Source organism: Oryzomicrobium sp. (assembly GCF_036820405.1).
Lineage (GTDB): Bacteria > Pseudomonadota > Gammaproteobacteria > Burkholderiales > Rhodocyclaceae > Oryzomicrobium.
Genome location: NZ_DAISLS010000003.1, coordinates 216,588 through 241,019 on the forward strand (window position 1 = coordinate 216,588; position 24,432 = coordinate 241,019).

23 protein-coding genes are annotated in these 24,432 nt (G+C 68.7%); 9 read left to right on the plus strand and 14 right to left on the minus strand.

What is annotated here, in order from left to right; all coding sequences use genetic code 11:
• Window positions 1–13: 13 nt before the first annotated feature.
• The 11 genes from V7Z98_RS04065 to V7Z98_RS04115 form a co-directional block, all read right to left on the minus strand.
• Entirely contained in the window at window positions 14–1,291 is a 1,278-nt protein-coding gene (locus V7Z98_RS04065; RefSeq protein ID WP_293263372.1) for a TRAP transporter large permease subunit, read from the minus strand.
• Entirely contained in the window at window positions 1,288–1,842 is a 555-nt protein-coding gene (locus V7Z98_RS04070; protein ID WP_334157086.1) for a TRAP transporter small permease, read from the minus strand. The genes V7Z98_RS04065 and V7Z98_RS04070 overlap by 4 nt, the downstream gene beginning before the upstream one ends.
• A gap of 68 nt (window positions 1,843–1,910) precedes the next feature.
• Entirely contained in the window at window positions 1,911–2,441 is a 531-nt protein-coding gene (locus V7Z98_RS04075; RefSeq protein WP_293263376.1) for a VOC family protein, read from the minus strand.
• 31 nt (window positions 2,442–2,472) lie between these two features.
• On the minus strand, window positions 2,473–2,700 hold the full coding sequence (locus V7Z98_RS04080; RefSeq protein WP_293263378.1) for a DUF2783 domain-containing protein: 228 nt from the start codon (window positions 2,698–2,700) through the stop codon (window positions 2,473–2,475).
• A gap of 15 nt (window positions 2,701–2,715) precedes the next feature.
• Window positions 2,716–4,386, minus strand: a complete 1,671-nt coding sequence (locus V7Z98_RS04085; protein ID WP_293263380.1) for an FAD-dependent oxidoreductase — start codon at window positions 4,384–4,386, stop codon at window positions 2,716–2,718.
• Between the two features lie 104 nt (window positions 4,387–4,490).
• Window positions 4,491–5,456, minus strand: a complete 966-nt coding sequence (locus tag V7Z98_RS04090) for an MBL fold metallo-hydrolase (RefSeq protein WP_293263382.1) — start codon at window positions 5,454–5,456, stop codon at window positions 4,491–4,493.
• Window positions 5,457–5,479: 23 nt separating this feature from the next.
• Window positions 5,480–6,799 carry an ATP-binding cassette domain-containing protein gene (locus tag V7Z98_RS04095; RefSeq protein ID WP_334157087.1) on the minus strand — a complete coding sequence of 440 codons (1,320 nt, stop codon included), beginning with the start codon at window positions 6,797–6,799 and terminating at the stop codon, window positions 5,480–5,482.
• 24 nt (window positions 6,800–6,823) lie between these two features.
• Complete coding sequence (locus V7Z98_RS04100; RefSeq protein ID WP_334157088.1) at window positions 6,824–7,588, minus strand: ABC transporter ATP-binding protein; 765 nt, start codon at window positions 7,586–7,588, stop codon at window positions 6,824–6,826.
• Window positions 7,585–8,517 (minus strand): branched-chain amino acid ABC transporter permease, encoded by a 933-nt coding sequence (locus tag V7Z98_RS04105; RefSeq protein ID WP_293263386.1) that lies wholly within the window; start codon window positions 8,515–8,517, stop codon window positions 7,585–7,587. The genes V7Z98_RS04100 and V7Z98_RS04105 overlap by 4 nt, the downstream gene beginning before the upstream one ends.
• A 2-nt stretch (window positions 8,518–8,519) precedes the next feature.
• A complete protein-coding gene (locus V7Z98_RS04110; protein ID WP_293263388.1) occupies window positions 8,520–9,395 on the minus strand; it encodes a branched-chain amino acid ABC transporter permease in 876 nt (291 codons plus the stop codon).
• 226 nt (window positions 9,396–9,621) lie between these two features.
• Window positions 9,622–10,425 carry an IclR family transcriptional regulator gene (locus tag V7Z98_RS04115; protein ID WP_334157089.1) on the minus strand — a complete coding sequence of 268 codons (804 nt, stop codon included), beginning with the start codon at window positions 10,423–10,425 and terminating at the stop codon, window positions 9,622–9,624.
• Window positions 10,426–10,503: 78 nt separating this feature from the next.
• Between V7Z98_RS04115 and paaY the strand changes: the two genes are divergently transcribed.
• Window positions 10,504–11,130 (plus strand): phenylacetic acid degradation protein PaaY, encoded by a 627-nt coding sequence (gene paaY, locus V7Z98_RS04120; protein WP_334157090.1) that lies wholly within the window; start codon window positions 10,504–10,506, stop codon window positions 11,128–11,130.
• A 316-nt stretch (window positions 11,131–11,446) separates the two neighbouring features.
• Here paaY and paaX read toward each other — a convergent pair whose 3' ends face one another.
• From paaX to V7Z98_RS04135, 3 genes are all read right to left on the minus strand, one after another.
• Window positions 11,447–12,403, minus strand: coding sequence for a phenylacetic acid degradation operon negative regulatory protein PaaX (gene paaX, locus V7Z98_RS04125; protein WP_293263394.1), 957 nt, complete (start codon window positions 12,401–12,403; stop codon window positions 11,447–11,449).
• A gap of 172 nt (window positions 12,404–12,575) precedes the next feature.
• Window positions 12,576–13,625, minus strand: coding sequence for a 2Fe-2S iron-sulfur cluster-binding protein (locus V7Z98_RS04130; RefSeq protein ID WP_293263396.1), 1,050 nt, complete (start codon window positions 13,623–13,625; stop codon window positions 12,576–12,578).
• A 101-nt stretch (window positions 13,626–13,726) separates the two neighbouring features.
• A complete protein-coding gene (locus V7Z98_RS04135) occupies window positions 13,727–14,755 on the minus strand; it encodes a hypothetical protein (RefSeq protein ID WP_293263398.1) in 1,029 nt (342 codons plus the stop codon).
• A gap of 409 nt (window positions 14,756–15,164) precedes the next feature.
• On the opposite strand from V7Z98_RS04135, the gene paaN reads away from it, so the two are divergent.
• The 8 genes from paaN (at window position 15,165) to V7Z98_RS04175 (ending at window position 24,378) form a co-directional block, all read left to right on the plus strand.
• On the plus strand, window positions 15,165–16,826 hold the full coding sequence (gene paaN / locus V7Z98_RS04140) for a phenylacetic acid degradation protein PaaN (RefSeq protein WP_334157091.1): 1,662 nt from the start codon (window positions 15,165–15,167) through the stop codon (window positions 16,824–16,826).
• 10 nt (window positions 16,827–16,836) lie between these two features.
• Window positions 16,837–17,628 carry a 2-(1,2-epoxy-1,2-dihydrophenyl)acetyl-CoA isomerase PaaG gene (paaG, locus tag V7Z98_RS04145; protein ID WP_334157092.1) on the plus strand — a complete coding sequence of 264 codons (792 nt, stop codon included), beginning with the start codon at window positions 16,837–16,839 and terminating at the stop codon, window positions 17,626–17,628.
• Window positions 17,628–19,175 carry a 3-hydroxyacyl-CoA dehydrogenase gene (locus tag V7Z98_RS04150; protein ID WP_334157093.1) on the plus strand — a complete coding sequence of 516 codons (1,548 nt, stop codon included), beginning with the start codon at window positions 17,628–17,630 and terminating at the stop codon, window positions 19,173–19,175. Before paaG ends, V7Z98_RS04150 begins: the two co-directional genes overlap by 1 nt.
• Window positions 19,175–19,669, plus strand: coding sequence for a hydroxyphenylacetyl-CoA thioesterase PaaI (gene paaI / locus V7Z98_RS04155; RefSeq protein WP_334157094.1), 495 nt, complete (start codon window positions 19,175–19,177; stop codon window positions 19,667–19,669). Before V7Z98_RS04150 ends, paaI begins: the two co-directional genes overlap by 1 nt.
• Window positions 19,670–19,707: 38 nt before the next feature.
• Window positions 19,708–21,033, plus strand: coding sequence for a phenylacetate--CoA ligase PaaK (paaK, locus tag V7Z98_RS04160; RefSeq protein ID WP_334157095.1), 1,326 nt, complete (start codon window positions 19,708–19,710; stop codon window positions 21,031–21,033).
• Window positions 21,034–21,036: 3 nt separating this feature from the next.
• Window positions 21,037–22,254, plus strand: coding sequence for a 3-oxoadipyl-CoA thiolase (pcaF, locus tag V7Z98_RS04165; RefSeq protein WP_334157096.1), 1,218 nt, complete (start codon window positions 21,037–21,039; stop codon window positions 22,252–22,254).
• 68 nt (window positions 22,255–22,322) lie between these two features.
• Window positions 22,323–23,471 (plus strand): ABC transporter substrate-binding protein, encoded by a 1,149-nt coding sequence (locus V7Z98_RS04170; RefSeq protein WP_293263412.1) that lies wholly within the window; start codon window positions 22,323–22,325, stop codon window positions 23,469–23,471.
• Window positions 23,472–23,559: 88 nt separating this feature from the next.
• A complete protein-coding gene (locus V7Z98_RS04175) occupies window positions 23,560–24,378 on the plus strand; it encodes an enoyl-CoA hydratase/isomerase family protein (protein ID WP_334157097.1) in 819 nt (272 codons plus the stop codon).
• Window positions 24,379–24,432: the final 54 nt, after the last annotated feature.

The window sequence follows — 24,432 nt, forward strand, 5'->3', positions numbered from 1 at the left end:
GCAGGCGCTACGGCTACAGGAACCACTTCATCGGCACCGTCACCAGTTCGGGGACGAACACCAGCAGGAACAGCACGGCGGTCTCGGCCAGCATGAACGGCCAGACGCCGCGCACCACGTCTTCCATGGACACCTTGCCCACGCCGGCGGCGACGTTGAGCACCACCCCCACCGGCGGGGTGACCATGCCGATGGCGTTGTTCATGATGAACAGCACGCCGAAATAGACCGGATCGATGCCCGCCTCCTTGCAGATCGGCAGCAGCACCGGGGTGAGGATCAGCACGGTGGGGATGAAATCGAGGGCGGTGCCGACCAGGACCACGATCAGCATCATCATGAACATCAGCAGGGTCGGGCTGCCCATGAAGGGGGCGAGCAGGGCCGAAATCTGGCCGGGAATGTCGGCCACGGTGATCAGGTAGGCCGAGACGAAGGCCGCCGCCACCAGGAACATCACCACCGCCGTGGTCTTGGCCGTGGACAAGAGGGCGTGGTAGATCGCCGTCCAGGTCAGCTCCCGGTACACCACCAGGCCGACGAACAGGGCGTAGGCGGCGGCCACCACGCCGGCCTCGGTGGGGGTGAACACGCCGCCCTTGAGGCCGCCGACGATGATCACCGGCAGCACCAGGGCCCAGCCGCCCCGGGCAACGGTGCGCAGCCGTTCGGCCAGGGGCGTCCGGGGCATCACCCGGCTGGCGTCGCGGCGGGCCACCCACCACCAGGTGAGCACCAGGGAGATGGCCATCAGCACCCCGGGGAAGATGCCGGCGAGGAACAGCTTGGTGATCGATACGCCGCCGGCCACGCCGAAGATGATGAAGCCGATGGAGGGTGGAATCACCGGGGCGATGATGCCGGCCGAGGCCACCAGGCCGGCGGAGCGGGCCACGTCGTAGCCGGCGTTGCGCATCATCGGGATGAGCAGGGCGGCCAGGGCGGCGGTGTCGGCCACCGCCGAGCCGGACAGGCTGGCCAGCACCAGGGCCGAGACGATGGCCACATAGCCCAGGCCGCCGCGGATGTGGCCGACCCAGGCGTTGGCCATGTCCACGATGCGCCGCGACAGGCCGCCGGCGTTCATGAATTCGCCGGCCAGGATGAAGAAGGGCACCGCCATCAGCACGAAGTTGTCGGCGCCGCTGACCACGTTCTGGGCCAGGATCTGGGCGTCGAACTGGTCCAGGTAGAGCATCAGGCTGGCGCCGCACACCAGCAGGGCGAAGGCGATGGGCATGCCGAGCGCCATGGCGCCGAGCAGGGAGCCGAGGAAGACGGCCAGGGTCATCGCCGCGCCTCCCGGTCGTCCTCGTGGGTCGGCAGGGCCGGTTCGATCAGGTCGCCGTGCTGGACCATCTCGATGTTGGCCTCGCGCTCACCGTGAACCAGGGCCTGGAAGATGTTGTAGAAGATGCTCACCGTCAGACCCAGGGCCGCCGCCACTCCGGCGGCGTAAAGCACCGCGTAGGGGATGCCGGTAACCGGCATGGCGTTGTCCAGGTTGATGCCGGCCTGCTGCCAGGCGCCCCAGAAGAGCAGGCCGCACATGACGATCATCAGCACCCCGGACACCAGCACGCAGGCCTGGCGGGCCGGCTTGGGCAGGCGCCTGACCAGGGAATCGACCCCCAGGTGGGCGTGCTCCCGGGAGGCCAGGACGGTGCCGAGGAAGACCAGCCAGACGAACAGCAGGCGCGACACCTCCTCGGAGAAGGCGATGCCGGAATTGAAGCCGTAGCGCAGTACCACGTTGCCGAAGACGAGCAGGGCCATCAGCGCCAGGCAGGCGACGATGAGCACTTCCAGGGCCTTGGCGACCAGGGCGGTGAGGCGGTCCATGGGATCGGAATTCGGAAAGGCGGAAGAGAATCCGGGGCGGCCACGCAGCGCGGCCGCCCCGGCAGGGCTCAGGAGGCGCTACCGTCGTGCATCCAGGCGGCGTGGCGCGGGGCCTTCTTGGTGCGTGACCACTCTTCGAGCATTTCCCACTTCACGTCGTCGAGCATCTTGGCCATCTTCGGCGTGCCGGTGTTGGCCGCCAGTTCCAGGCGGTGGCCGCTCGGGTCGAAGAAGTAGATCGACTTGAAGATGGTGTGGTCGGTGGGGCCGACCACGCTGATGCCGTCGGCCTCGAGCCGGGCCTTGGTGGCGAGCAGCTCGTCCATCGAGTCGACTTCTAGGGCCAGGTGCTGGGTCCATTCCGGGGTGTTGGGGTCCCGGCCCATGGGCGGCTTGGTGGGCAGCTCGAAGAAGGCCAGGACGTTGCCGCCGCCGGCGTCGAGGAAGATGTGCATGTACGGGTCCGGCTCCTTGGTGGAGGGCACCTCGTTCTCGGCGATGGCCAGGATGAAGCGCATGTTCAGGTACTTGCCGTACCACTCCACGGTTTCCTTGGCGTCCTTGCAGCGGTAGGCCACGTGGTGGATCTTCTTGATCATGGTGGTGTGCTCCATATGGGGCGGCCGGAGATCAGACGCCTTCGCGGGCCAGGGTCATGGCCTCGCGCAGCACCGACAGGTCGCCGATGTGGTTGGACAGGAGGAGGATCAACCGGGCGTTGAGCAGGGCGCTCTGTTCGTCGGTCAGATCCCGGTGGGTGTCGATCAGCAGCTCGTAGAAGTCATCCCCCGGGGAAAAGGCGCGGAAGTAGCGCGCACCGGGTTCGCTGAAATTGGGCTTGAGGTTGAGGTGGGCCATGTCGTTCTCCCTCGGTCAGGCGTTGCAGGTGGCGCGGGCGACGGCGGCACGCACCCGGGCGGGGTCGAAGGCGCGCCAGCGGCCGGCGACGTGCTGGTCGGGACGGACCAGGTACACCGTGCCGGGCTGGGCGTCGAAGCGTTCGGCGAAGCGGCCGGCGTAGTCCTCCACCAGGCGCAGGCCGGCCGGGGCGGTGCCGGCGCGGGGGGCGACCAGCACGGCTTCCACCGGGATCGGCGCGTCGGACAGGGCGCGCAGGGCGTCGGCGGTGGCGGCGTCCACCGCAGCCGGGTCGGCCACGTAGACCAGGGCGACGAAGCGGCCGCCCACGGCGTCGAGCAGCCAGCCGTTCTTGCCGGCCTCGCGCAGCGGGGCGTCGTCCATGGGCGCGCCGGGCACCATGTCGCCACCGAAGGCGGCGGTGTCGGCGGTGTTGAGCCGCGATTCGGTGAGGAAGGCAGGCACCGACAGGCGGCCCGAGTTCACCAGGGCGCGGGCGAAAGCGTGGTCCCGGGCCAGGGTCAGCACGGCGTTGCGGAAGGTGAGCGAGGTCTTGCTCTTGGGGGTGATGAAGTCGGTGGAGCGGGTCGAGTTCATGATGTTCTCGTCCGCCGCCGCCACCCGCTCCTCGCTGTAGGTATCGAGCAGGCTTTCGGGGGCCTTGCCTTCCATCACCAGCTTGAGCTTCCACACCAGGTTGTCGGTGTCCTGGATGCCGGAGTTGGCGCCCCGGGCGCCGAAGGGCGAGACCTGGTGGGCGGCGTCGCCGACGAACAGCACCCGGCCGTGGCGGAAGTCGTTCATGCGCCGGCACTGGAAGGTGTAGACGCTGACCCATTCCAGATCGAACTCGCGCTCGTCGCCGAGCATGGCCTTGATGCGCGGGATGACCTTCTCGGGCTTCTTCTCTTCTTCCGGATCGGCCTGCCAGCCGAGCTGGAAGTCGATGCGCCAGACGTTGTCGGCCTGGCGGTGCAGCAGCACCGACTGGCCCGGGTGGAAGGGCGGGTCGAACCAGAACCAGCGCTCGGCGGGGAAGTCGGCCTTCATCACCACGTCGGCGATGAGGAAGCGGTCCATGAAGATCTTGCCTTCGATCTCCAGGTTCATCATGCGCCGGATCGGGCTGCGGGCGCCGTCGGCGACGATCAGCCAATCGGTGTCCAGGGAGTAGATGCCGTCCGGGGTTTCCACCTGGAGGGAGGCGCCGTCGCCGGCGGGGGACACGGACACCACCTTGTTGCGGAAGCGCAGGTCCAGGTTGGGCAGCTCCTTGGCCCGGTTCACCAGGAACTCTTCCAGGTAGTACTGCTGCAGGTTGATCATGCCCGGGCGCTTGTGGTCGGGCTGGGGCAGCAGGTTGAAGTTGTAGACTTCCTCGTCGCGGAAGAAGGTGCGGCCGACGTTCCAGCTCACCCCCTTGTCCACGCAGGCGTCGCCCACGCCGATGCGGTCGAGCACCTCCAGGGCGCGCTTGGCGTAGCACACGCCGCGGGAGCCGATCGAGACGGTGTCGTCGTCGTCGAGCACCACCACCGGCACGCCGGTCTGGGCCAGCTCGATGGCTCCGGCCAGGCCCACGGGCCCGGCGCCGACCACCACCACCGGGTAACGGCCCGGCCCCTGGCCGCGCTGCTCGGGCGGCGCGACGTAGTCGTACTTCGGGTACTGATAGGTTGATAGCACTTCCGGTCTCCTCGTTCTTTGCCCCGCCGTCCTGGGTCATTGGTGTCGTTATGGCCGGCGGGGTACCTCCTTCAGGTGTTGCTTCCTAGCTGGGGTCGCAGCGCTTAGCCCGCCTGTTGCAAGGCGTGCCACATTTCCTTGTCCCGCTCCGCCGTCCAGATGCGCGGGTGCTTGATGCCGCTGGCCTCGTCCACCGCCCGGGTCACGTCGAAGGGCAGGCAGTGCTCGTAGATGAAGACCTGGGCGAACTTGGGGTCCATGGCCTTGCGGATGTGGGCCATGGCCTGGTTGAGGGTGAGGCCTTGGGCCACCGCCTCCTTGGCGCCGGCGAACAGGGTACTGACGAAGTCCCGGGTGTAGGCCAGCCCCTCGGCCACCTTGGCCGGGGTGTCCAGGGCCGGGCCCCGGCCGGGGATGAGCTTTTCCGCGCCCAGGGCGGCGATGGCGTCCAGGGTGGCGGGCCATTCCTCGAGCTGGGCGTCGCCGGTGTAGCAGGCCGCCTCGCACTCCACCAGGTCGCCGGAGAACAGCACCTTCTCGGAAGGCACCCAGACCACGGTGTCGCCCTTGGTGTGGCCGGGGCCAAGGTGCATCACCTTGATCTCGACGCCGCCCATGAACAGGGTCATCTCGTCCTTGAACACCAGGGTCGGCCAAGTCAGGCCGGGAATGCTCTCGAAGGCCTGGAACAGGCGGGGGAAACGCTCGTACTCGGACTGCATGTCCTGGGCGCCGCGCTCGACGATCAGCTCATAGGTGCCCTGGCTGGCGATGATCTGCTCCAGGCCCTCGGGCTTGTAGCCGGCGGCGCCGAGCACGCGCACGGCGTGGTAGTGGGACAGCACCACGTGCTTGATCGGCTTGTCGGTGACCTTGCGGATCTCGGCGATCAGGCGGCCGGCCATCACCGGGGTGGCCAGGGCGTCCACGATCAGGACGCCCTCGTCGGTGATGATCACGCCGGCGTTGGGGTCGCCCTCGGCGGTGTAGCCCCAGCAGTGCTCGGACAGCTGGGTGAAGGTGGTCTTCTTCTCTTCGAGATCGGCGACGGAGGCGAATTGCTTGCTCATGGGGGACGGCTCCTAAGGGGGAATCACATGCCGAGGTAGGCGGCACGAACCTGTTCGTTGTTGAGCAGCTCCTGGCCGGAGCCGCTCAGGGTGGTGTTGCCGGTTTCGAGCACGTAGGCCCGGTCGGCGATGGCCAGGGCGGCGAAGGCGTTCTGCTCGACGAGGAAGATGGTCATGCCCTGGGACTTGAGGGTCTTGACCACGTTGAACACCTCTTCGACCAGGAGCGGCGCCAGGCCCATGGAGGGCTCGTCGAGCAGCAGCAGCTTGGGCCGGGCCATCAGGGCGCGGCCGATGGCGAGCATTTGCTGCTGGCCGCCGGACAGGGTGCCGGCGGGCAGGTGGCGCTTTTCCTTGAGGATCGGGAACATGGCGTAGACCCGCTCCATGTCCTCGGCCAGATTGGCCGCGGGCTGGGTGTAGGCGCCCAGGCGCAGGTTGTCCTCGATCGACAGGGGGCCGAACACCTGGCGGCCTTCCGGCACCTGGCTGATGCCGCGGCGCACGCGCAGGTCGGAACGCAGGCCGGTGATGTCCTGGCCGTCGAAATGGATGCTGCCGGCGGTGAGGGGCTGGACGCCGGAAATGGCGCGCAGCAGGGTGGTCTTGCCGGCGCCGTTGGCGCCCACTAGGGCCACCAGCTCGCCGCGGCGCACTTCCAGGTCGATGCCCTTCAGGGCCTGGATGCGGCCGTAGGCGCTCTGCACGCCGCGCACCGACATCAGCAGGTCGCCCCGGGGCGCGGCCTCGCCGGCAGCCAGGACGCCGGCCTCGTGGCTACCCAGGCCGACGGATTCGGGGGCCAGGCTGACCACCCGGTGATACAGCTCGCGGAACTCGCCCTGGACCTTCTCGCCGAACAGGGGGTCGCTGTTGTCGAGGAAGGCCCGGTCGATGTCGTGCCAGTCGTCGCCGGTGAGCGCCTGGCGGGCCAGGGGCAGGATCTCCTTTTCCTCGGTGCGGATGTGCCCCTTCAGCCCGGCGGTGTAGGCGCGCAGGGTGGTGGCGAAGGCCTGGTTGCCCAGCGCGCCGCTGGCGGTGGCGGCCAGGGCGGCGCGCAGGGTGGCCAGGTTGCCCGGCCCCTGGCGGTGCTCCGCTTCCAGCTGGTCGAGCAGGGGGCCGGCCGCGTCGCTGCGCTGGCGCAGGCGGCGGAACAGGAAATCGTCTTCCTTGGGGTGGTGGGCCCGGTCGATGAAGTGTTCCAGGTAGTCGAAGACCGAGGTAAAGAAGGGCACGTCCACCGCCGCCGTGCCGCCGTCGAGCTCGTCGGCCAGGTGGTCCACGGTGGTGGCGATGCGCCACAGGTTGCGATGTTCCTCGCTGATGATGCGCAGGGCTTCCATCTAGTTGTCTCCCTCTCCCGTTGCCTAGGCGTGGGCGCCCAGGTAGGCGGCGATCACGTCCGGGTTGCGCCGCACTTCCTCGCCGGTGCCCTCGGCCAGCTTCTTGCCGTAATCGAGCACCAGGATGCGGTCGGACAGGTTCATCACCATCTTCATGTCGTGCTCCACCAGCACCACGGTGACGCCGGAATCGGCCACCTTGCGCACCAGTTCGTCCACCTCCAGGGTTTCCTTGGGGTTGAGGCCGGCGGCGGGCTCGTCGAGGAACAGCAGGCGCGGCTTCATGGCCAGGGCCCGGGCGATCTCCAGGCGCTTCAGGGCGCCGTAGGGCATGCAGTCGGCCCGGGAGCCGACGTACTTCTCCAGGCCGACGAAGGCCATCAGTTCGGCGGCCTCCTGGCGCAGCTGGCGGTCCCGGCCGGCTAGGCCGGGAAAGCGCAGGGCGGCCTTGATCAGGTTGCGGTCGAGGCGCAGGTGGGCGCCGACCATGACGTTCTCCAGGGCGCTCATGTTCATGCACACCTGGAGGTTCTGGAACGTGCGGGCGACGCCGCGCCGGGCCAGTTCGTTAGGCGACTTGCCGGCCAGGTTCTCGCCGTCGAGGACGATCTCGCCCTCGCTCGGGGTATAGACCCCGGTGATCAGGTTGAACAGGGTGGTCTTGCCCGCCCCGTTGGGGCCGATCACCGAATAGACGATGCCGGCGTCGATGGAGAAGCTGACGTTCTGCACGGCCTTGACGCCGCCGAACACCTTGGACAATTGACGGACTTCGAGCAGGGGCATCATTCGCTCCTTCCCAGTTTGGCGGCCAGGGTGGGCACCAGGCCCTTGGGCAGGAAAATCATGCAGAGCATGAGGATGGCGCCGAAGGCCACCGTCTCCCAGCCTTCGAAGGTGGCGAGGGCCTGGGGCAGGGCGGTGAGCAGCACGGCGCCGACCACGGAGCCGTACACCGAGGCCATCCCGCCGATCACCACCATGGTGACCAGCTCGATGGAGTGGAAGAAATCGGCCACGTTGGGGGTGACGAAGCCGACGTAGTGGGCGGTGACGCTGCCCATGATCGAGGCGAACACCGCCGACATGACGAAGATGGCGACCTTGTAGCGGACCACGTCCACCCCCACCACCTGGGAGGCCACTTCCGAGCCGTGCAGGGCGCGCAGGGCGCGGCCGAAGGGCGAATCGATCAGGTTGAGGGAGGCCCACACGCTGATCGACAGCACCAGGGCCATCACCCAGTACCAGGCCTTCTCGCCGGCGATCTCCCAGCCGGCCAGGCTCATCGGCACCACCGGCATGCCGTCCGGGCCGCCGGTGTAGGCGGCCTCGTTCTTCATGGCGATGGCCAGGATGAAGCCCAGGCCCAGGGTGGCCATGGCCAGGTAGTGGCCCTTCAGCTTGAAGATGGGCCGGGCCACCAGGGCGGCGAGCAGGCCCGCCGCCGCCGCGCCGGCGGCCATGGCCGCCAGGGGGGGCCAGTTGAAGTGGCTGGTGAGGATGGCCGAGGCGTAGGCGCCGATGCCGATGAAGCCGGCGTGGCCCAGGCTGATCTGGCCGGCGAAGCCGATCAGCAGGTTGAGGCCGAGCACGATCACGGCGTTGATGGCCATGCGGATGACCAGGTCGTAGTGGAAGCCGTTCTGCAGGAACAGGGGCAGCACCAGCAGCACGGCGACGATCACCGCCAGGCCGAAGTAACGGGATTTGCGCATGGTCACACCCGATCCGTGACTTTGGCGCCGAACAGGCCCCGGGGCATGAAGAAGAGGATCAGCAGGATCAGCACGAAGGGCACCGCATCCTTGTAGGCCGACGAGATGTAGCCGGCGGCCATGGCCTCCACCACCCCCACCAGCAGGCCGCCGAGCACGGCCCCCAGGCCGTTGCCCAGGCCGCCCACCACCGCGGCGACGAAGCCCTTGAGGCCGAGCATGATCCCCACGTCGTAGGAGGTCAGGGTGATCGGCGTCACCAGGATGCCGCCCAGGGCGCCCAGGGCCGCCGACATGGCGAAGCTGATGAACAGCACCCAGTTGGTGTTGATGCCGACCAGCTCCGAGGCCAGGCGGTTGTACGAAGTGGCCAGCATGGCCTTGCCGTACAGGGTGCGGTTGAAGAAGTACCAGAGGCCCACCACCACCAGGGCGGTGACGCCCAGCACCCACAGGCTCTGGGGTTGCAGGGTGGCGCCCAGCACCTCGATCGGCTCGTTGCCGGAGAAGGCCGGCAGGGAGAAGGTGCCCTTGCCCAGCCAGACCTGGATCAGGCCGCGGATCACCAGGGAGGCGCCGATGGTGATGATGATCAGGGTCACCGTCTCGGCCCCCTTGACCGGTTCGATGGCCAGCTTTTCCACCACCACGCCGACCACGGCCGGCACCAGGATCGCCAGGGTCAGGGCCACCGGCATGGGCAGGCCCATCTGGGAGAAGAACACCGCGAGCATGCCGCCGAGCATGATGAATTCGCCCTGGGCGAAGTTGATCACGTTGCTGGCGTTGTAGATCAGGGTGAAGCCCAGGGCGGCCAGGGCGTAGGTGGCGCCGACGGTGACCCCGGAAAAGAGGAATTGCAGGAACTGGGCAAGCATCACAGCCCCCCGTTCGCGCAAGCGATGGCGGCCCGGCGGCGGGCCTGGTTTGTCTCCTTCATGTGACCTCCTTTTTTGTGGCGGGCAGTCAGCGGCTGGTCCCGAGCCTCCCGAAACTCATTCTGGAATACGTAACTAATTCTGTCAATCGAAAATGATACAAAAAAATAGCCGCATCGAAATAAACGTATCGATGCGGCTATTTGATTGTTTATCAATGGATTTTCTACATTTTCGGCCCCGGCGGCTGGCCCGTGTGGCCCAGCCGGCTCGACAGATCGGCGGCGGCAGTGCGCAGGGCGCGCACCACCTTGCCCTCCGCCGCCATGTCGAACATGCCCTGCACCCCCACCACCAGCATGGCAATGGTCAGCTCGCCCTTGAAGTTGAACACCGGCGCCGCCAGGGCCTCGACCCCGGGCACCAGGTAGTAGCCGGACACGGCGGCGAAACCGTCCTGGCGCACCGCGTCGAGCATGGCGCGCACCTTGGGCCAGGTACGCAGCTCATCGGGCAGCTCCGGATTGGCCATCTCGCGCTCGATCAGGGGCCGCACCGCGTCCTCGGCCAGGTAGGCGGCGAAGACCCGGCCGCTGGCCGAGGTGAGCATTTCCAGGGCGGTGCCGGTGACCACGTTGACCGTGATCGGCCGGCGCGGCCGTTCCCAGCGCACGATCACCGGGCCGTGCTCGCTCCACACCGCCAGGGCGGTGGTCTCGTTGATCTCGTCGCGCAGGGCGGCGATCGCCGCCAGGCCGAGGCGGATGCGGTCGAGCCGGTCGATGGAGACCAAGCCCACGTTGAGGGCGAAGGAGCCCAGGTCGTAGCGGGAGGTGTGGGGGTCCTGCTCCACCAGGCCGGAGCGGATCAGGCTGACCAGGTAGCGGTGCACCTTGGAGGCGGGCATCCCCGCCGCCGCGGCGATGTCCTTGAGGGCCATGGAGCGCTGGCCGTTCACCATCACCCGGAAGATGTCCATGCCGATCTCCAGGGACTGGACCCCGTGTTTGCCGTCGGACTCGTCACTCATGCGCATTCCTTGATATTCTGAATTTCAAAACATGTTCCACCAAATGGAATTATGCCATTCCCCCAGGAGACTCACACCATGTCCAGCGCCCCCACCCTTCGCGTCTACGCCATCGACGGCATCGTCCCGGTGGTCGATCCCAGCGCCTTCGTCCATCCCAGCGCCGTGCTGATCGGCGACGTCATCGTCGGCCCGGGCTGCTACGTCGGCCCCGGCGCCAGCCTGCGCGGCGACTTCGGCCGGCTGATCCTGGAGGCCGGCGCCAACCTCCAGGACACCTGCGTCATGCACGGCTTTCCCGGCACCGACACGGTGGTCGAGGAGGACGGCCACATCGGCCACGGCGCCGTGCTGCACGGCTGCCGCATCGGCCGCAACGCCCTGATCGGCATGAACGCGGTGATCATGGACAACGCGGTGGTGGGCGAGGCGGCCATCGTCGCCGCCTGCGCCTTCGTCAAGGCCGGTGCGGAAATCCCGGCCCGGCACCTAGCCGCCGGGGTACCGGCCAAGGTGGTGCGGGAACTGAGCGAGGAGGAGATCGCCTGGAAGGTGGCCGGCACCCGCACCTACCAGGATCTGACCAAGCGCTGCCTGGCCACCCTGGTGGAAACCGCGCCGCTGGCCGCCGTGGAGCCGGACCGGCCGCGCATCCACATCCCCGGCGTGGTGCCCCTGGTGGAGGCCAAGCAGGGCAAGGGTTAAGCCGCTTCGGCTTTAGCCTTCGGAAAATCCGAAGGATTGGCCCACCGAAAAGGCCAAGGTCCGCGACAGTATTTGAGTTTGGCCATTTGCGCTCCGCCAGCCTACGCAAAAACCGAAGGCTGGGCGCGGTACGCCCACGGCCCCCACGACCAGCCAATCCCCTAACCCTCCGGCCGCCCGGCCCGCGCAACGCCGCCCCGGCCGGAGCGAGGCCGATGCCGGCGGGCGGTGCGGAACAGCGGGGAGGCAATGCGAAAACCGCAGGGGAACGGCGGCGGCGGAATGAACCGCTCCGCCACCCCGGCACGCCGCGGCCCTACAGGGCGATGGCGGCGAGGGGATCGTCGTCCGGGAAGCGGTCGGCGAAGGACGGGTCCAGGGGCGGAAAGCCCCCGTCGGCCAGGCGCAGGTGCGCTTGCAGGTGGCGCTCGGAAGGCTCCACCAGACGCCGGTAGAGGTCGCGGCAGAGCAGCCGGGCGCGCTGGCCGGGCCAGTCCGGCGGCAGCAGCACGTCGGGCAGCTCCGGGTCACGCAGCAGCATGCGCCGGTAGTCGTGGATGAGCAGGATGCGCAACAGGAAAGCCTCTTCGTCCCCCACTTCGGCGTGCCGGTCGCGGCGCAGGTCGGCCAGGATCGGCAGGTAGGTGGCGACGAACTCGCCGTAGTCGGCGGCCAGGTCCTCCAGGTCCCAGGCGCGGCGCACCAGGTCGGCGTCGTTGGCCGACAGGCCCGAGAGGGAATCGGCGGCCAAGAGCGGCATCAGCCGGCCGAGGAAGTCGGCCATGCCCTCGGCCACCAGGGCGTCCAGGGCCGCGGTCAGGTCGGCGCTGGGGTGCACGAAGCAGTCCGCCCCCAGGGCGCCGAAGCCCTGCCAGAACAGGGCGTTGCGCAGCCGTTCCCGCTCCCGGGGGTCGAACTCGCCCACCGCCAGGATCAGTCGCCAGCGCCGGTCCCACTGGGGGGCGTGGGAGGAATAGATGTGCCGCGAGGCTTCCTCGAAGCGGCGATGGCCGGCCGGGGTCAGTTCGTAGTCGGCGCGGCGGCCCTTGGCCTCGGCGCGCAGCCACTCGTCCTTGGCCAGGCGGAACACCGAGGTGCGCACCAGCCGTTCGGACAGTTCGAGGGGTTCGAGTAGGCGGATCAGGCTGCCCAGCCAGATGCGGCCGCCGTGGGGCAGCACTGCGTCGCCGAACACGGAGGTGATCAGGGACCCCGCCTGGACGCGGCGCTGCTGGCGGAAGGCATCGAGGCGACGGCGGATGGATTCGGTCACGGCGGGGTCGGGGTAAGGGCGAAAGCGGGCAATGTTAACGGGGCGTCACCGGCATCGCCAGTGCGCCCCGCAAATCCGGCCAAAAAGTCCGGGCAAAAGTCTTGTTCCGGCATCGGGCTGCGCATCCGGCCGAGAGTCAGGCCGAGAGTCAGGCCAGGACCTAGACCAGGACTCAGGCCGACAGCAGGTGGGCCGGATCGGCCACCTCGATCTGCTGCTGGGAGAAGAAGCCTTCGGTGTGCAGCATGTCGTCGCGCACCCCCAGGGCCTTGGCGGCGGCAACGCAGGCGTCGGTGAATTCCGGGCTGCCGGCGACGAACACGGTGTGCTTGGACAGGTCCGGGTAGAGCTTGGGCAGCAGGGCGTCCAGACGACCGTGCAGGTAGCCCTCGGCCTCTTCCCGGGTCAGGGTCACCTTGTAGTCGAAGTTGCGGTGCTTGGTGCGCCACCAGGCCATCATGCCCTGGCTGTAGACGTCGTCCCGGGTGCGGGCCGAGAAGAGCAGGTTCACCGGCTTGCGGTAGCCGCGGCGCAGGGCCGCCTCGGCCAGGGCCAGAATCGGCGCCAGGCCGGTGCCGGCGGCCAGGCACAGCACCGGGGCATCCACCGAGGGGTCGCCGATGAAGGTGCCGTAGGGGCCGGAAATCTTGACGTTGTCGCCCACCTTGAGGCTGTCGTGAATCCAGGCGCTGGTCAGGCCACCGTCGGCGCGGGCCACCTGGAGCACCAGCTCGCCGTCGGGGCGGGGGGCGTTGGAAATCGAATAGGCGCGGGCCGGGATGTCGGCGCCGGGGTTGCCGATGGTGACGTACTGACCGGGCCAGTAGCGCAGCGGCGGCGCCACCGGGCGCAGGCGCAGTTCCATCACCCGGTTGGCGATGAGGCGCTTGTCCACCACCACGAACAGGGCGTTTTCCTTGGGCGGGAAGAGCTTGGGCCGGGCGTCCTCGGTGCCCCACTCGATCACCAGTTCGTCGGAGATCGGCTTGGCCATGCACATCAGGCCGTAGCCCTGGCGACGCTCGTCGGCGGACAGGGCCATGTCGAGGACGATGCCCTGGTCGAACTGGCCGGACAGCACCTTGACCTTGCATTCGCCGCAGGCGCCGGCCCGGCAGTTGTTGGGCAGTGCGTAGCCCGCATTCTCCAGGGCCATCAGGACGGTGTCGCCGGAGCGGCATTCGACCGCGCGGCCGGAAGGTTGCATGACGATACGGGCCATGGAACGTCTCTCCTCGTTGCTTTTATCGGTTTCTCTTGGGGTGAAAGGGCCGGCCACCCGGCCGGCCCTTTCGGTACTGCGCGCTGCCGGCTGGGCGGCGATCAGAACACCGGGATGATGTCGTCCATCTCGACGTCGCTGATTTCCTTGCCGGTGATGCCCACTTCGGGGATCGCCGGGAACTCGATGCCGTAGCGGTCGAGTACGCCCTTCAGGTTGAGCATGGCGTTGCGCCAGTTTTCCAGCTTCATCTCGTAGGTCGGGATGCCGAAGCCGGCCATGCGCGCCACTTCCTCGGCTTCGCGCTGGGTGGCGATGAAGTCGGAGGGCAGGTCCCAGAACTCCATCGGCGGCTCGAACAGCACGGCGGAGAGGAACAGGTAGCCGGCGCGGATCTGCTTGGTCACCACGTCCTTGTTGGCCTGGTTGAGCTTGGGATAGTCGCGCTCCATCACCGCCATGCAGATGGCCATGTGGCGGCCTTCGTCCCGGCCGATGTTGCGGAAGCCTTCCTTGAAGACCGCTTCCCGGGAGTTGTCGTACATCTGCTTGAAGATGGTGGCGGCGGCAATCTCGCCCATCAGGAAGGAGCTGAACAGCACGGCCAGGTCGTACTTGGGCACGGCCTGCTTGTAGCCGGTCCAGTAGCGGCCGCCGTTGAAGTACAGCCACTTGGCGTTCTTCTGCAGGCGACGGCCCAGGTCGGTCTTGGGCTCGTAGGTGATGGGATCGGGGTGGGCGAGCAGCTTGGTGATGGCCAGGCCGCACATGATTTCGTGGTTCTGCTCGTCGCGGGTCACGGAGAAGAAGCACTTGCGCACCGGATCTTCTTCATGGACCTCGTAGGTCTTGATCAGGGCCTCGGCGAAGACCGGGGGGGCGGACGCGTCGAACACCGACAGCAGGGTCCACCAGTAGGCGATGGCTTCCCGCTCTTCCCAGGAATAGCTGTCCACGTCCAGGGTGTCCCAGGGCAGCTTTTCGGGGTCCCAGTTCTCACGCAGGGCGGCCTCCCAGACTTCTTGCAGCTTCTTGGTGTGGGAGTGCCAGGACAGGGGGTAGACGTTCGGTTGCTGAGTCTCGGGCGGGAGCTCCATCGAATCGGAAAAACGTTCCTTGTGGTTTGCCATATCTCCTCCAGCTATGTGTGGTTTCAAGGTGCCCGGCCGAGCGTCGTCACCCGTGCCGTCCAATTCATCATGTTACCTACAAAATCGTTTGTCAACGTTTTTTGTATCGTATTTTTTGGCCAGGCAGCGGGCGACGAATCGGGACCCGGCGTTTTCCGCCCCTCCTCTACCCCCCTCGTTATGGGCCTTGAACAGCCACAAAGCGGCATGAACACGTTATTCCGGGCCATTCCGGGGATGAGCCGCCGCGGGCGCACAAGTTTCCTGTCCGCCGCTCGATATGATACAAACCATTGACACGGCGTAACTCGTTTTGTAACGTGTAATTCATGCCCTTCCCCATCGGGGTCCTGGGCACCACTGATTACCAGGCCCTCGCGCCCACCCCAACGGAAAGATGGAGACAACGATGGTTCACCCCCTGTTCGAAAAGCATCGGGCCACCCTGGACGGCGCCCTGGCCGCCATCCAGAACCGCGGCTACTGGTCCGCCTACGCGGAAATGCCCAGCCCCAAGGTCTATGGCGAGACCGCCATGGACGACGGCAAGCGCGCCTTCGAGGCCCACCTGGGCAAGCGCTTCGAACTGGACCAGCCCGGGACGACCGGCTGGGCCGGCGACGAGGCCTCCCCCTACGGCCTGCCGCTGCGCGTCTCCTACCCGCAATGCGACCCCCAGGCCCTGATCGACGCCGGCCTGGCGGCCATGGTCGGCTGGCAGAAGATCGGCGCCGCCGGCCGCGCCGGGGTCTGCCTGGAAATTCTCGACCGCCTCAACAAGCAGAGCTTCGAACTGGCCCACGCGGTGATGATGACCACCGGCCAGGGCTGGATGATGGCCTTCCAGGCCGGCGCCCCCCACGCCCAGGACCGGGGCCTGGAGGCGGTGGCCTACGCCTGGCGCGAGCAGAGCTTCGTCCCCGCCGAGGCCCGCTGGGAGAAGCCCCAGGGCAAGAACCCGCCCCTGGTGATGCAGAAGCACTTCGAGATCGTCGGCCGAGGCGTGGCCCTGGTGATCGGCTGCGGCACCTTCCCCACCTGGAACACCTACCCGGGCCTGTTCGCCGCCCTGTCCACCGGCAACCCGGTGATCGTCAAGCCGCACAGCAACGCCATCCTGCCGGCGGCCATCACCGTGCGCACCATCCGCGCCGTGCTGGCGGAAAACGGCATCGACCCCAACCTGGTGACCCTGGCGGTGATCCCCCAGCGCGCCGCCACCCAGCAGCTGGCCACCCACCCGGCGGTGAAATCCATCGACTTCACCGGCGGCAACACCTTCGGCCAGTGGCTGGTCGACAACTGCCGCCAGGCCCAGGTCTATGCCGAGCTGGCCGGGGTGAACAACATCGTGGTCGATTCCACCGACGCCTACCGGGCCATGCTCAAGAACCTGGCCTTCACCCTGTCCCTCTACTCTGGCCAGATGTGCACCACCTCCCAGGCCCTGTTCGTCCCCGCCGGCGGCATCGACACCGACGAGGGCCACAAGAGCTTCGACGAGGTGTGCGCCGACCTGGCCGGCGCCATCGACGCCTTCCTGGCCAAGCCGGAAGTGGCCACCGCCGTGCTCGGCGCGATCCAGTCCGCCGACACCCTCAACCGCATCGCCAGCGCCCCGTCCCTGGGCAAGGTGGTGCTCGACTCGAAGAAGATCGCCAACCCCGAGTTCCCCCTGGCCGAGGTGCGCACCCCGGTGCTGCTGGCCTGCGACGCCACGGACGAGGCCGCCTACATGGAAGAGCGCTTCGGTCCGATCAGCTTCGTCGTCAAGGTGGCCGACACCGCCGCCGGCATCGCCCTGTCGGAGCGGGTGGTGCGCCAGCACGGCGCCCTCACCGTGGGCCTCTACTCGACCCGCCCCGAGGTCATCGACGCCATGACCGAAGCCACCTGGCGCGGCAAGGTGGCCCTGTCGATCAACCTCACCGGCGCCGTGTTCGTGAACCAGTCGGCGGCCTTCTCCGACTACCACGGCACCGGCGGCAACCCGGCGGCCAACGCCTCCTACGCCGACTCGGCCTTCGTCGCCAACCGCTTCCGCGTCGTGCAGCGGCGCTACCACGTCTAAGGAGGGCGCCGTGAGCTTCGAAACTATCGCCTTCACCGTCGAGGCCGGCATCGCCCGCCTCACCCTGAACCGGCCCGACCGGCTCAACAGCTTCACCGACCGGATGCACGAGGAAGTGCGCGAAGCCCTGAGCCGGGTCGAGACCGACCCGGCAATCCGCGTCCTGGTGCTGGCCGGGGCCGGCCGGGGCTTCTGTGCCGGCCAGGACCTGAACGACCGCTCGGTTTCCGCCGGCGACGCCGCCCCGGACCTGGGCGCCTCGGTGGAAAAGAACTACAAGCCCCTGGTGCTGCGCCTGCAAAACCTGCGCGTGCCCACCGTCTGCGCCGTCAATGGCGTGGCCGCCGGGGCCGGGGCCAGCCTGGCCCTGGCCTGCGACGTGGTGGTGGCGGGCCGCTCGGCCAGCTTCCTCCAGGCTTTCTCCAAGATCGGCCTGATCCCGGACACCGGCGGCACCTGGTTCCTGCCCCAGCGCGTCGGCATGGCCCGGGCCATGGGCCTGGCCCTGCTGGCGGAAAAGCTGCCGGCGGAAAAGGCCGCCGAATGGGGCCTGATCTGGCAGTGCGTGGACGACGCCGAGCTGGCCGCCACGGTGGACGCCCTGGCCGCCCAGTTCGCCAGCGCCCCGACCCTGGCCCTGGTGCGCACCCGCCAGCTGATGCGCGCCTCCATGAGCCAGGACCTGGCCGCCCAGCTCGACGCCGAGCGCGACGCCATGCGCGAGCTGGGCCAGTCGCCGGACTACCGGGAAGGCGTGGCCGCCTTCATGGAAAAGCGCGCGCCGCGCTTCACGGGGCAGTGATGAGCGCCACCACCGCTGCTGCCCCCCTGCCCCCCTCCGCCCCGGTGGCGGTGGTCGGCGCCGGCGCCATGGGCGCCGGCATCGCCCAGGTGGCGGCCCTGGCCGGCCATCCGGTGCGCCTGCTCGACAACCGCCCCGGCGCCGCCGCCCGCGCGGTGGACGAGTTGCGCGCCACCCTGGCCAAGCTGGCCGCCAAGGGCAAGCTCGACCCCGCCCAGGCCGATGCCGCCGCATCGCGGCTCGCCGCCGTCGAGTCCCTCGACGGCCTGGCCGACGCCGCCCTGGTGGTGGAAGCCATCGTCGAGAACCTGGAAGCCAAGCGCGCCCTGTTCCGCGACCTGGAAGCCCGGGTCGGCGAGCACTGCCTGTTCGGCACCAACACCTCGTCGATCTCGGTCACCGCCATCGCCGCCGGGCTGGCCCGGCCGGAGCGCCTGGCCGGGTTGCACTTCTTCAACCCGGCGCCGCTGATGGCCCTGGTGGAGATCGTCAGCGGCCTGGCCACCGCCCCGGCCGTGGCCGACACCCTGTTCGCCACCGCCGCCGCCTGGGGCAAGACCCCGGTCCACGCCCGCTCCACCCCCGGCTTCATCGTCAACCGGGTGGCCCGCCCCTACTACGCCGAGGCCCTGCGCCTGGTGAGCGAGGGCGCCGCCGACACCGCCACCCTGGACGCCCTGTACCGGGAGGCCGGCGGTTTCCGCATGGGGCCCTTCGAGCTGATGGACCTGATCGGCCACGACGTGAACTTCGCCGTCACCTCGTCGGTGTGGAAGGCCTACTACCACGACCCGCGCTTCACCCCCTCCCTGGTCCAGGAAGAACTGGTCAACGCCGGCTACCTGGGGCGCAAGAGCGGGCGGGGCTTCTACGCCTACGGCGAAGGCGCAAGCACAGCGGCTGCGGCCCCGGTCAGCTCCGCCGCGGCGCCCTGCCCGGCCAAGATCACCCTGTTCGGCGCCAGCCCGGCGGCCAACGCCCTGGCCCAGCGCCTGAGCGCCGCCGGGGTGGCCCACGGCCGCAGCCCGGCGGCCGACGACGGCCGCCTGGCCGAGGCCGACGGGGCGGTGCTGTACGTCACCGACGGGCGCACCGCCACACGTCGGGCGGCGGAAAGCGGCGTGGCGGCGACGGTACTGATCGATCTGGCCCTGGACTACGCCGCCGCCCCGCGCCTGGCCCTGGCCTGCGCCCTGCAATGCCCCGAGGCGGTGCGCGCGGCGGCGATCGGCCTGCTCCAGGCCGCCGGGTTCGCGGTGGCGGAGCTGGCCGACGTGCCCGGCCTGGCGCTGATGCGCACCGTGGTCATGCTCGCCAACGAGGCCGCCGACGCGGTGAACCAGGGCGTCTGTTCCCCTGACGCGGTGGACGCGGCGATGCGCCTGGGCACCAACTACCCCTGCGGCCCCCTGGCCTGGGCCGAACGCGTCGGCCCGGCCGCCGTGGTGGCCGTGCTGGGCCATCTGGCCGCCACCTACGGCGAGGACCGCTACCGGATTTCGCCCTTCCTGCAACAACGGGTTCACGCCGGAAAGGACCTGCATTGATGAGCCACTCCCACACCTCCCACGACCCCCAGGCCGCCCAGCAGTTGGCCGAGGCGGTCGCCGACGCCATGTGGTCCCGGGACCAGGCCACCCGCACGCTCGGCATGCGCCTGGTCGGCGTCGGCCCGGGCCGGGCCACCCTGGCCATGACGGTGCGCCCGGACATGACCAACGGCCATGCCATGTGCCACGGCGGGCTGATCTTCACCCTGGCCGACAGCGCCTTCGCCTACGCGTGCAATAGTTACAACCTGAACACGGTGGCCTCGGCCTGCCACATCGACTTCCTCGCCCCGGCCAAGGTCGGCGACGAGCTGGAAGCCGAGGCGGTGGAACGTTCCGCGTCGGGCCGCACCGGGGTCTACGACATCACCGTGCGCAACCGCCACGGCAAGACCGTCGCCCTGTTCCGGGGCAAGTCGTACCGCATCAGCGGCGAGGTGATCGCCGGCCTGGCGGGCGCCGCCGAGACCACCACGAGCCGCCAGTCCTAAGAGCGGCATCGCACTACTAAAACACTGGAGACAAACCCATGCCTGTGAAGCAGCCCCAACCCGGCGACCTGGAGCCGATCGAAAAGGCCAGCCGCGACGAGATCGCCGCCCTGCAACTCGAACGGCTCAAGACCACCCTGCGCAACGCCTACGAGAACGTCCCCCACTACCGCAAGAAGTTCGACGAAGTGGGGGTCCATCCCGAGGACCTGAAGACCCTGGCCGACCTGGCCAGGTTTCCCTTCACCACCAAGCACGACCTGCGCGACAACTACCCCTTCGGCATGTTCGCCGTGCCGCGGGAGAAGGTCGCCCGGGTGCACGCTTCGTCCGGCACCACCGGCAAGCCGACGGTGGTGGGCTACACCCTGAAGGACATCGACACCTGGGCCAACCTGGTGGCGCGCTCGATCCGCGCCGCCGGCGGCCGCCCCGGCGACATGGTGCACGTGGCCTACGGCTACGGCCTGTTCACCGGCGGCCTGGGCGCCCACTACGGCGCCGAGCGGGCCGGCTGCACCGTGGTGCCCATGTCCGGCGGCCAGACCGAGAAGCAGATCCAGCTCATCCAGGACTTCAAGCCGGACATCATCATGGTGACCCCGTCCTACGCCCTGGTGATCGCCGAGGAGTTCATCAAGCAGGGCCTGGACCCGGCCGCCTGTTCGCTCAAGGTCGGCATCTTCGGCGCCGAACCCTGGGGCGAGGGGATGCGCGCCGAAATCGAGCGCAAGCTGGGCATCGACGCCATGGACATCTACGGCCTCTCTGAAGTGATGGGCCCCGGCGTGGCCAGCGAGTGCATCGAATCCAAGGACGGCCCGGTGATCTGGGAAGACCACTTCTACCCCGAGATCATCGACCCCTCCACCGGCGAGGTGCTGCCCGACGGCAGCGAGGGCGAGCTGGTGTTTACCTCCCTGTCCAAGGAGGCGATGCCGATCATCCGCTACCGCACCCGGGACCTGACCCGGCTGCTGGCGCCCACCTCGCGCAGCTTCCGGCGCATGGGCAAGATCACCGGCCGCTCCGACGACATGCTGATCATCCGCGGCGTGAACGTCTTCCCCACCCAGATCGAAGAGCAGATCCTGCGCGAGACGCGCCTGTCCGGGAACTACCAGCTGGTGGTGACCCGCTCCGGCCTGCTCGACGAGCTGGAGGTGCGCTGCGAGCTGCAACTGCCCCAGTCCGGCATCCTCTCGGCCGGCGAGATCCAGGCCATCGCCAAGACCTTGCAGCACCAGATCAAGACCCTGATCGGCGTGTCCTCCAAGGTCACGGTGCTGGAGTTCGGCCAGATCCCGCGCACCCAGGTGGGCAAGGCCAAGCGCGTCATCGACGAACGCCAGCAGCGGGGATAAGCCATGAATCATTCTGCAAGCCAGGCCTACATCTGCGACGCCATCCGCACCCCCATCGGCCGCTACGGCGGCGCCCTCTCCGGGGTGCGCGCCGACGACCTGGGGGCGATGCCGATGCAGGCCCTGATGGAACGCAACGCCAAGGTGGACTGGGCGGCGGTGGACGACGTGATCTACGGCTGCGCCAACCAGGCCGGCGAGGACAACCGCAACGTGGCGCGCATGTCGGCCCTGCTGGCCGGTCTGCCGGTGGACGTGCCGGGCACCACGGTGAACCGCCTGTGCGGTTCGGGCATGGACGCGGTGGGCCTGGCCGCCCGCTCGATCAAGGCCGGCGAGGCCGGCCTGCTGATCGCCGGCGGGGTGGAAAGCATGTCCCGCGCCCCCTTCGTCATGGGCAAGGCCGACAGCGCCTTCTCGCGCCAGGCGGCGATCTACGACACCACCATCGGCTGGCGCTTCGTCAATCCGCGCATGAAGGCGCTCTACGAGACCCATTCCATGCCCCAGACGGCGGACAACGTGGCCGCCGACTTCGCCATCGCCCGGGCCGACCAGGACGCCTTCGCCCTGCGCTCCCAGCAGCGCTGGGCCGCCGCCCACGCCGCCGGCCGCTTCGCCGACGAGATCGTGCCGGTGGTGCTGGCGCAGAAGAAGGGCGAGCCCAAGGTGGTGGACACCGACGAGCATCCCCGCCCGGACACCACCCTGGAAAGCCTGGCCAAGCTGAAGGGGGTGAACGGCCCGGAACTGACCGTCACCGCCGGCAACGCCTCGGGGGTGAACGACGGGGCCTGCGCCCTGCTGGTCGCCTCGGCCGACGCCGCCCAACGCCACGGCCTGACGCCGAAGGCCCGGGTGGTGGGCATGGCCACCGCCGGGGTACCGCCGCGCATCATGGGCATCGGCCCGGCGCCGGCGGTGCGCAAGGTGTTGGCCCAAACCGGCCTGACCCTGGAGCAGATGGACGTCATCGAGCTCAACGAGGCCTTCGCCGCCCAGGCTCTGGCCGTGCTGCGCGACCTGGGCCTGCGCGACGACGAGGCCCGGGTGAACCCCAACGGCGGCGCCATCGCCCTGGGCCACCCCCTGGGCATGAGCGGCGCCCGCCTGGTCACCACCGCCATGTACGAGCTGCACCGGCGCGGCGGCCGCTACGCCCTGTGCACCATGTGCATCGGCGTAGGCCAGGGAATAGCCCTGATCATCGAACGGGTATAGCCAAAAGAATTTTTTTATATAGAATTCTTTCTACAATACGTAACACCACTTGAGTGGAGGAGACACCCATGAAGAAGTCCTGGAAAACCCTGCTGGCCGGTAGCGCCCTGGTACTGGGCGGCATCTCCGGCGCCTTCGCCGCCGATCCGATCAAGATCGGGTCCATCCTGTCGGTCACCGGCCCCGCCGCCTTCCTCGGCGACCCGGAGTTGAAGACCCTGCAGATGTACGTGGACGACATCAACAAGAAGGGCGGCGTCCTGGGCCGTCCCCTGCAACTGGTGCACTACGACGACGGCAGCGACGCCAACAAGGCCAACAGCTTCGCCAAGCGCCTGATCGACGACGACAAGGTGGACGTCATCGTCGGCGGCACCACCACCGGCTCCACCATGTCGATGGTGCCCCTGGTCGAGCGCGCCGGCGTGCCCTTCATCTCCCTGGCCGGGGCGGTCGTGATCGTCGAGCCGGTGAAGAAGTGGGTGTTCAAGACTCCCCACACCGACCGCATGGCCGCCGAGAAGGTGTTCGAGGACATGAAGAAGCGCGGCATCGCCAAGGTGGCCCTGCTCTCCGAAACCAGCGGCTTCGGCCAGTCCGGCAAGAAGGAGACCGAGGCGGTGGCCGGCAAGTACGGCATCACCCTGGTGGCCAACGAAACCTACGGACCCAAGGACACCGACGTCAGCCCGCAGCTGACCAAGATCAAGAACGCCCCGGGCGTCCAGGCGGTGTTCGTGTTCGGTCTCGGCCAGGGCCCGGCCATCGTCACCAAGAACTACAAGCAGCTGGGCATCACCCTGCCCCTCTACCAGTCCCACGGCGTGGCCTCCGAGGAGTACATCAAGCTCTCCGGCCCCGCCGCCGAGGGCGTGCGCCTGCCCGCCGCGGCCCTGCTGGTGGCCGACAAGCTGCCCGCCAGCGATCCGCAAAAGCCGGTGGTGGTGGCCTACACCAAGGCCTTCAACGAAAAGTGGAAGGCCGACGTGTCCACCTTCGGCGGCCACGCCTACGACGGCCTGATGCTGGCGGTGGACGCCATCAAGCGCGCCGGCGGCACCGACAAGGCCAAGGTGCGCGACGCCATCGAAGCCACCAAGGGCTACATCGGCACCGGCGGCAAGGTGACCATGTCCCCCACCGACCACATGGGCCTCGACCTGTCCGCCTTCCGCCTGCTGGAAATCAAGAACGGCGACTGGACCCTGGTCCAGTAAGGCCTCCCCGTCTCTCCCCTTGGGGCCGCCCGCGGGCGGCCTTTCTTTTGCCCGGAATTTCCCCCGGACGCTCCCGAAGGTACTCCCCATGTCCGACCTCGACCCCGCATTCTCCGCCTACGCCACCCTGCGCCTCGACCGGGACGGCCCGGTGGGCACCCTGACCCTGAACCGCCCTGAGCGGCACAACGCCTTCGACGACGTGCTGGTGGGCGAACTCGACGCCGCCCTCAAGGAACTGGCCGCCCACCCCGCCGTGCGGGTGGTGGTGCTGGCCTCCGCTGGCAAGAGCTTTTGCGCCGGCGCCGACCTGAACTGGATGAAGCGGGCCGCCGCCTACAGCAGCGACGAGAACCTGGCCGACTCGCGCCGCCTGGCGGCCATGCTGCACACCCTGCACAGCCTGGGCAAACCGACCATCGCCCGGGTCCAGGGCGCCGCCTACGGCGGGGGCGTCGGGTTGATCGCCGCCTGCGACATGGCGGTGGCCCTGGCCGGCCAGCCTCTGGCCCTGACCGAGGTCAAGCTGGGCATTCTGCCGGCGGTGATCAGCCCCTACGTGATCGCCGCCCTGGGCGAGCGCCAGGCCCGCCGCTACATGCTCACCGCCGAGCGCTTCGATACCGGCACCGCCCACCGCCTGGGCCTGGTGCACGAACTGGCCGGCGACGAGGCCGAACTGGACGCCAAGGTGGCCGCCCTGGCCGGCGCCCTGGCCGCCAACAGCCCCCAGGCCGTGGGGGCGTGCAAGGACCTGATCGGCGCCGTGGCCGGCCAGCCGATCGGCCCGGCGGTGATGGAGGACACGGCCCGACGCATCACCGCCATCCGCGCCAGCGACGAGGGCCGGGAAGGCATCGCCGCCTTCCTGGAAAAGCGCCCGCCGGCCTGGCTCACCGGCCGCTGAAGGCCGCCCCGCCCCGCGCTTGGCAGGACGAAAAAACGACAAGGCCCGCCGGTC

What these genes read in the sequence shown, in the direction of transcription:
- V7Z98_RS04065 (WP_293263372.1), bottom strand. Translation starts at nt 1,291, where the DNA reads ATGACCCTGGCCGTCTTCCTCGGCTCCCTGCTCGGCGCCATGGCGCTC.
- V7Z98_RS04070 (WP_334157086.1), bottom strand. Translation starts at nt 1,842, where the DNA reads ATGGACCGCCTCACCGCCCTGGTCGCCAAGGCCCTGGAAGTGCTCATC.
- V7Z98_RS04075 (WP_293263376.1), bottom strand. Translation starts at nt 2,441, where the DNA reads ATGATCAAGAAGATCCACCACGTGGCCTACCGCTGCAAGGACGCCAAG.
- V7Z98_RS04080 (WP_293263378.1), bottom strand. Translation starts at nt 2,700, where the DNA reads ATGGCCCACCTCAACCTCAAGCCCAATTTCAGCGAACCCGGTGCGCGC.
- V7Z98_RS04090 (WP_293263382.1), bottom strand. Translation starts at nt 5,456, where the DNA reads ATGAGCAAGCAATTCGCCTCCGTCGCCGATCTCGAAGAGAAGAAGACC.
- V7Z98_RS04095 (WP_334157087.1), bottom strand. Translation starts at nt 6,799, where the DNA reads ATGGAAGCCCTGCGCATCATCAGCGAGGAACATCGCAACCTGTGGCGC.
- V7Z98_RS04100 (WP_334157088.1), bottom strand. Translation starts at nt 7,588, where the DNA reads ATGATGCCCCTGCTCGAAGTCCGTCAATTGTCCAAGGTGTTCGGCGGC.
- V7Z98_RS04105 (WP_293263386.1), bottom strand. Translation starts at nt 8,517, where the DNA reads ATGCGCAAATCCCGTTACTTCGGCCTGGCGGTGATCGTCGCCGTGCTG.
- V7Z98_RS04110 (WP_293263388.1), bottom strand. Translation starts at nt 9,395, where the DNA reads ATGCTTGCCCAGTTCCTGCAATTCCTCTTTTCCGGGGTCACCGTCGGC.
- V7Z98_RS04115 (WP_334157089.1), bottom strand. Translation starts at nt 10,425, where the DNA reads ATGAGTGACGAGTCCGACGGCAAACACGGGGTCCAGTCCCTGGAGATC.
- paaY (WP_334157090.1), top strand. Translation starts at nt 10,504, where the DNA reads ATGTCCAGCGCCCCCACCCTTCGCGTCTACGCCATCGACGGCATCGTC.
- V7Z98_RS04130 (WP_293263396.1), bottom strand. Translation starts at nt 13,625, where the DNA reads ATGGCCCGTATCGTCATGCAACCTTCCGGCCGCGCGGTCGAATGCCGC.
- V7Z98_RS04135 (WP_293263398.1), bottom strand. Translation starts at nt 14,755, where the DNA reads ATGGCAAACCACAAGGAACGTTTTTCCGATTCGATGGAGCTCCCGCCC.
- paaN (WP_334157091.1), top strand. Translation starts at nt 15,165, where the DNA reads ATGGTTCACCCCCTGTTCGAAAAGCATCGGGCCACCCTGGACGGCGCC.
- V7Z98_RS04150 (WP_334157093.1), top strand. Translation starts at nt 17,628, where the DNA reads ATGAGCGCCACCACCGCTGCTGCCCCCCTGCCCCCCTCCGCCCCGGTG.
- paaI (WP_334157094.1), top strand. Translation starts at nt 19,175, where the DNA reads ATGAGCCACTCCCACACCTCCCACGACCCCCAGGCCGCCCAGCAGTTG.
- paaK (WP_334157095.1), top strand. Translation starts at nt 19,708, where the DNA reads ATGCCTGTGAAGCAGCCCCAACCCGGCGACCTGGAGCCGATCGAAAAG.
- pcaF (WP_334157096.1), top strand. Translation starts at nt 21,037, where the DNA reads ATGAATCATTCTGCAAGCCAGGCCTACATCTGCGACGCCATCCGCACC.
- V7Z98_RS04170 (WP_293263412.1), top strand. Translation starts at nt 22,323, where the DNA reads ATGAAGAAGTCCTGGAAAACCCTGCTGGCCGGTAGCGCCCTGGTACTG.
- V7Z98_RS04175 (WP_334157097.1), top strand. Translation starts at nt 23,560, where the DNA reads ATGTCCGACCTCGACCCCGCATTCTCCGCCTACGCCACCCTGCGCCTC.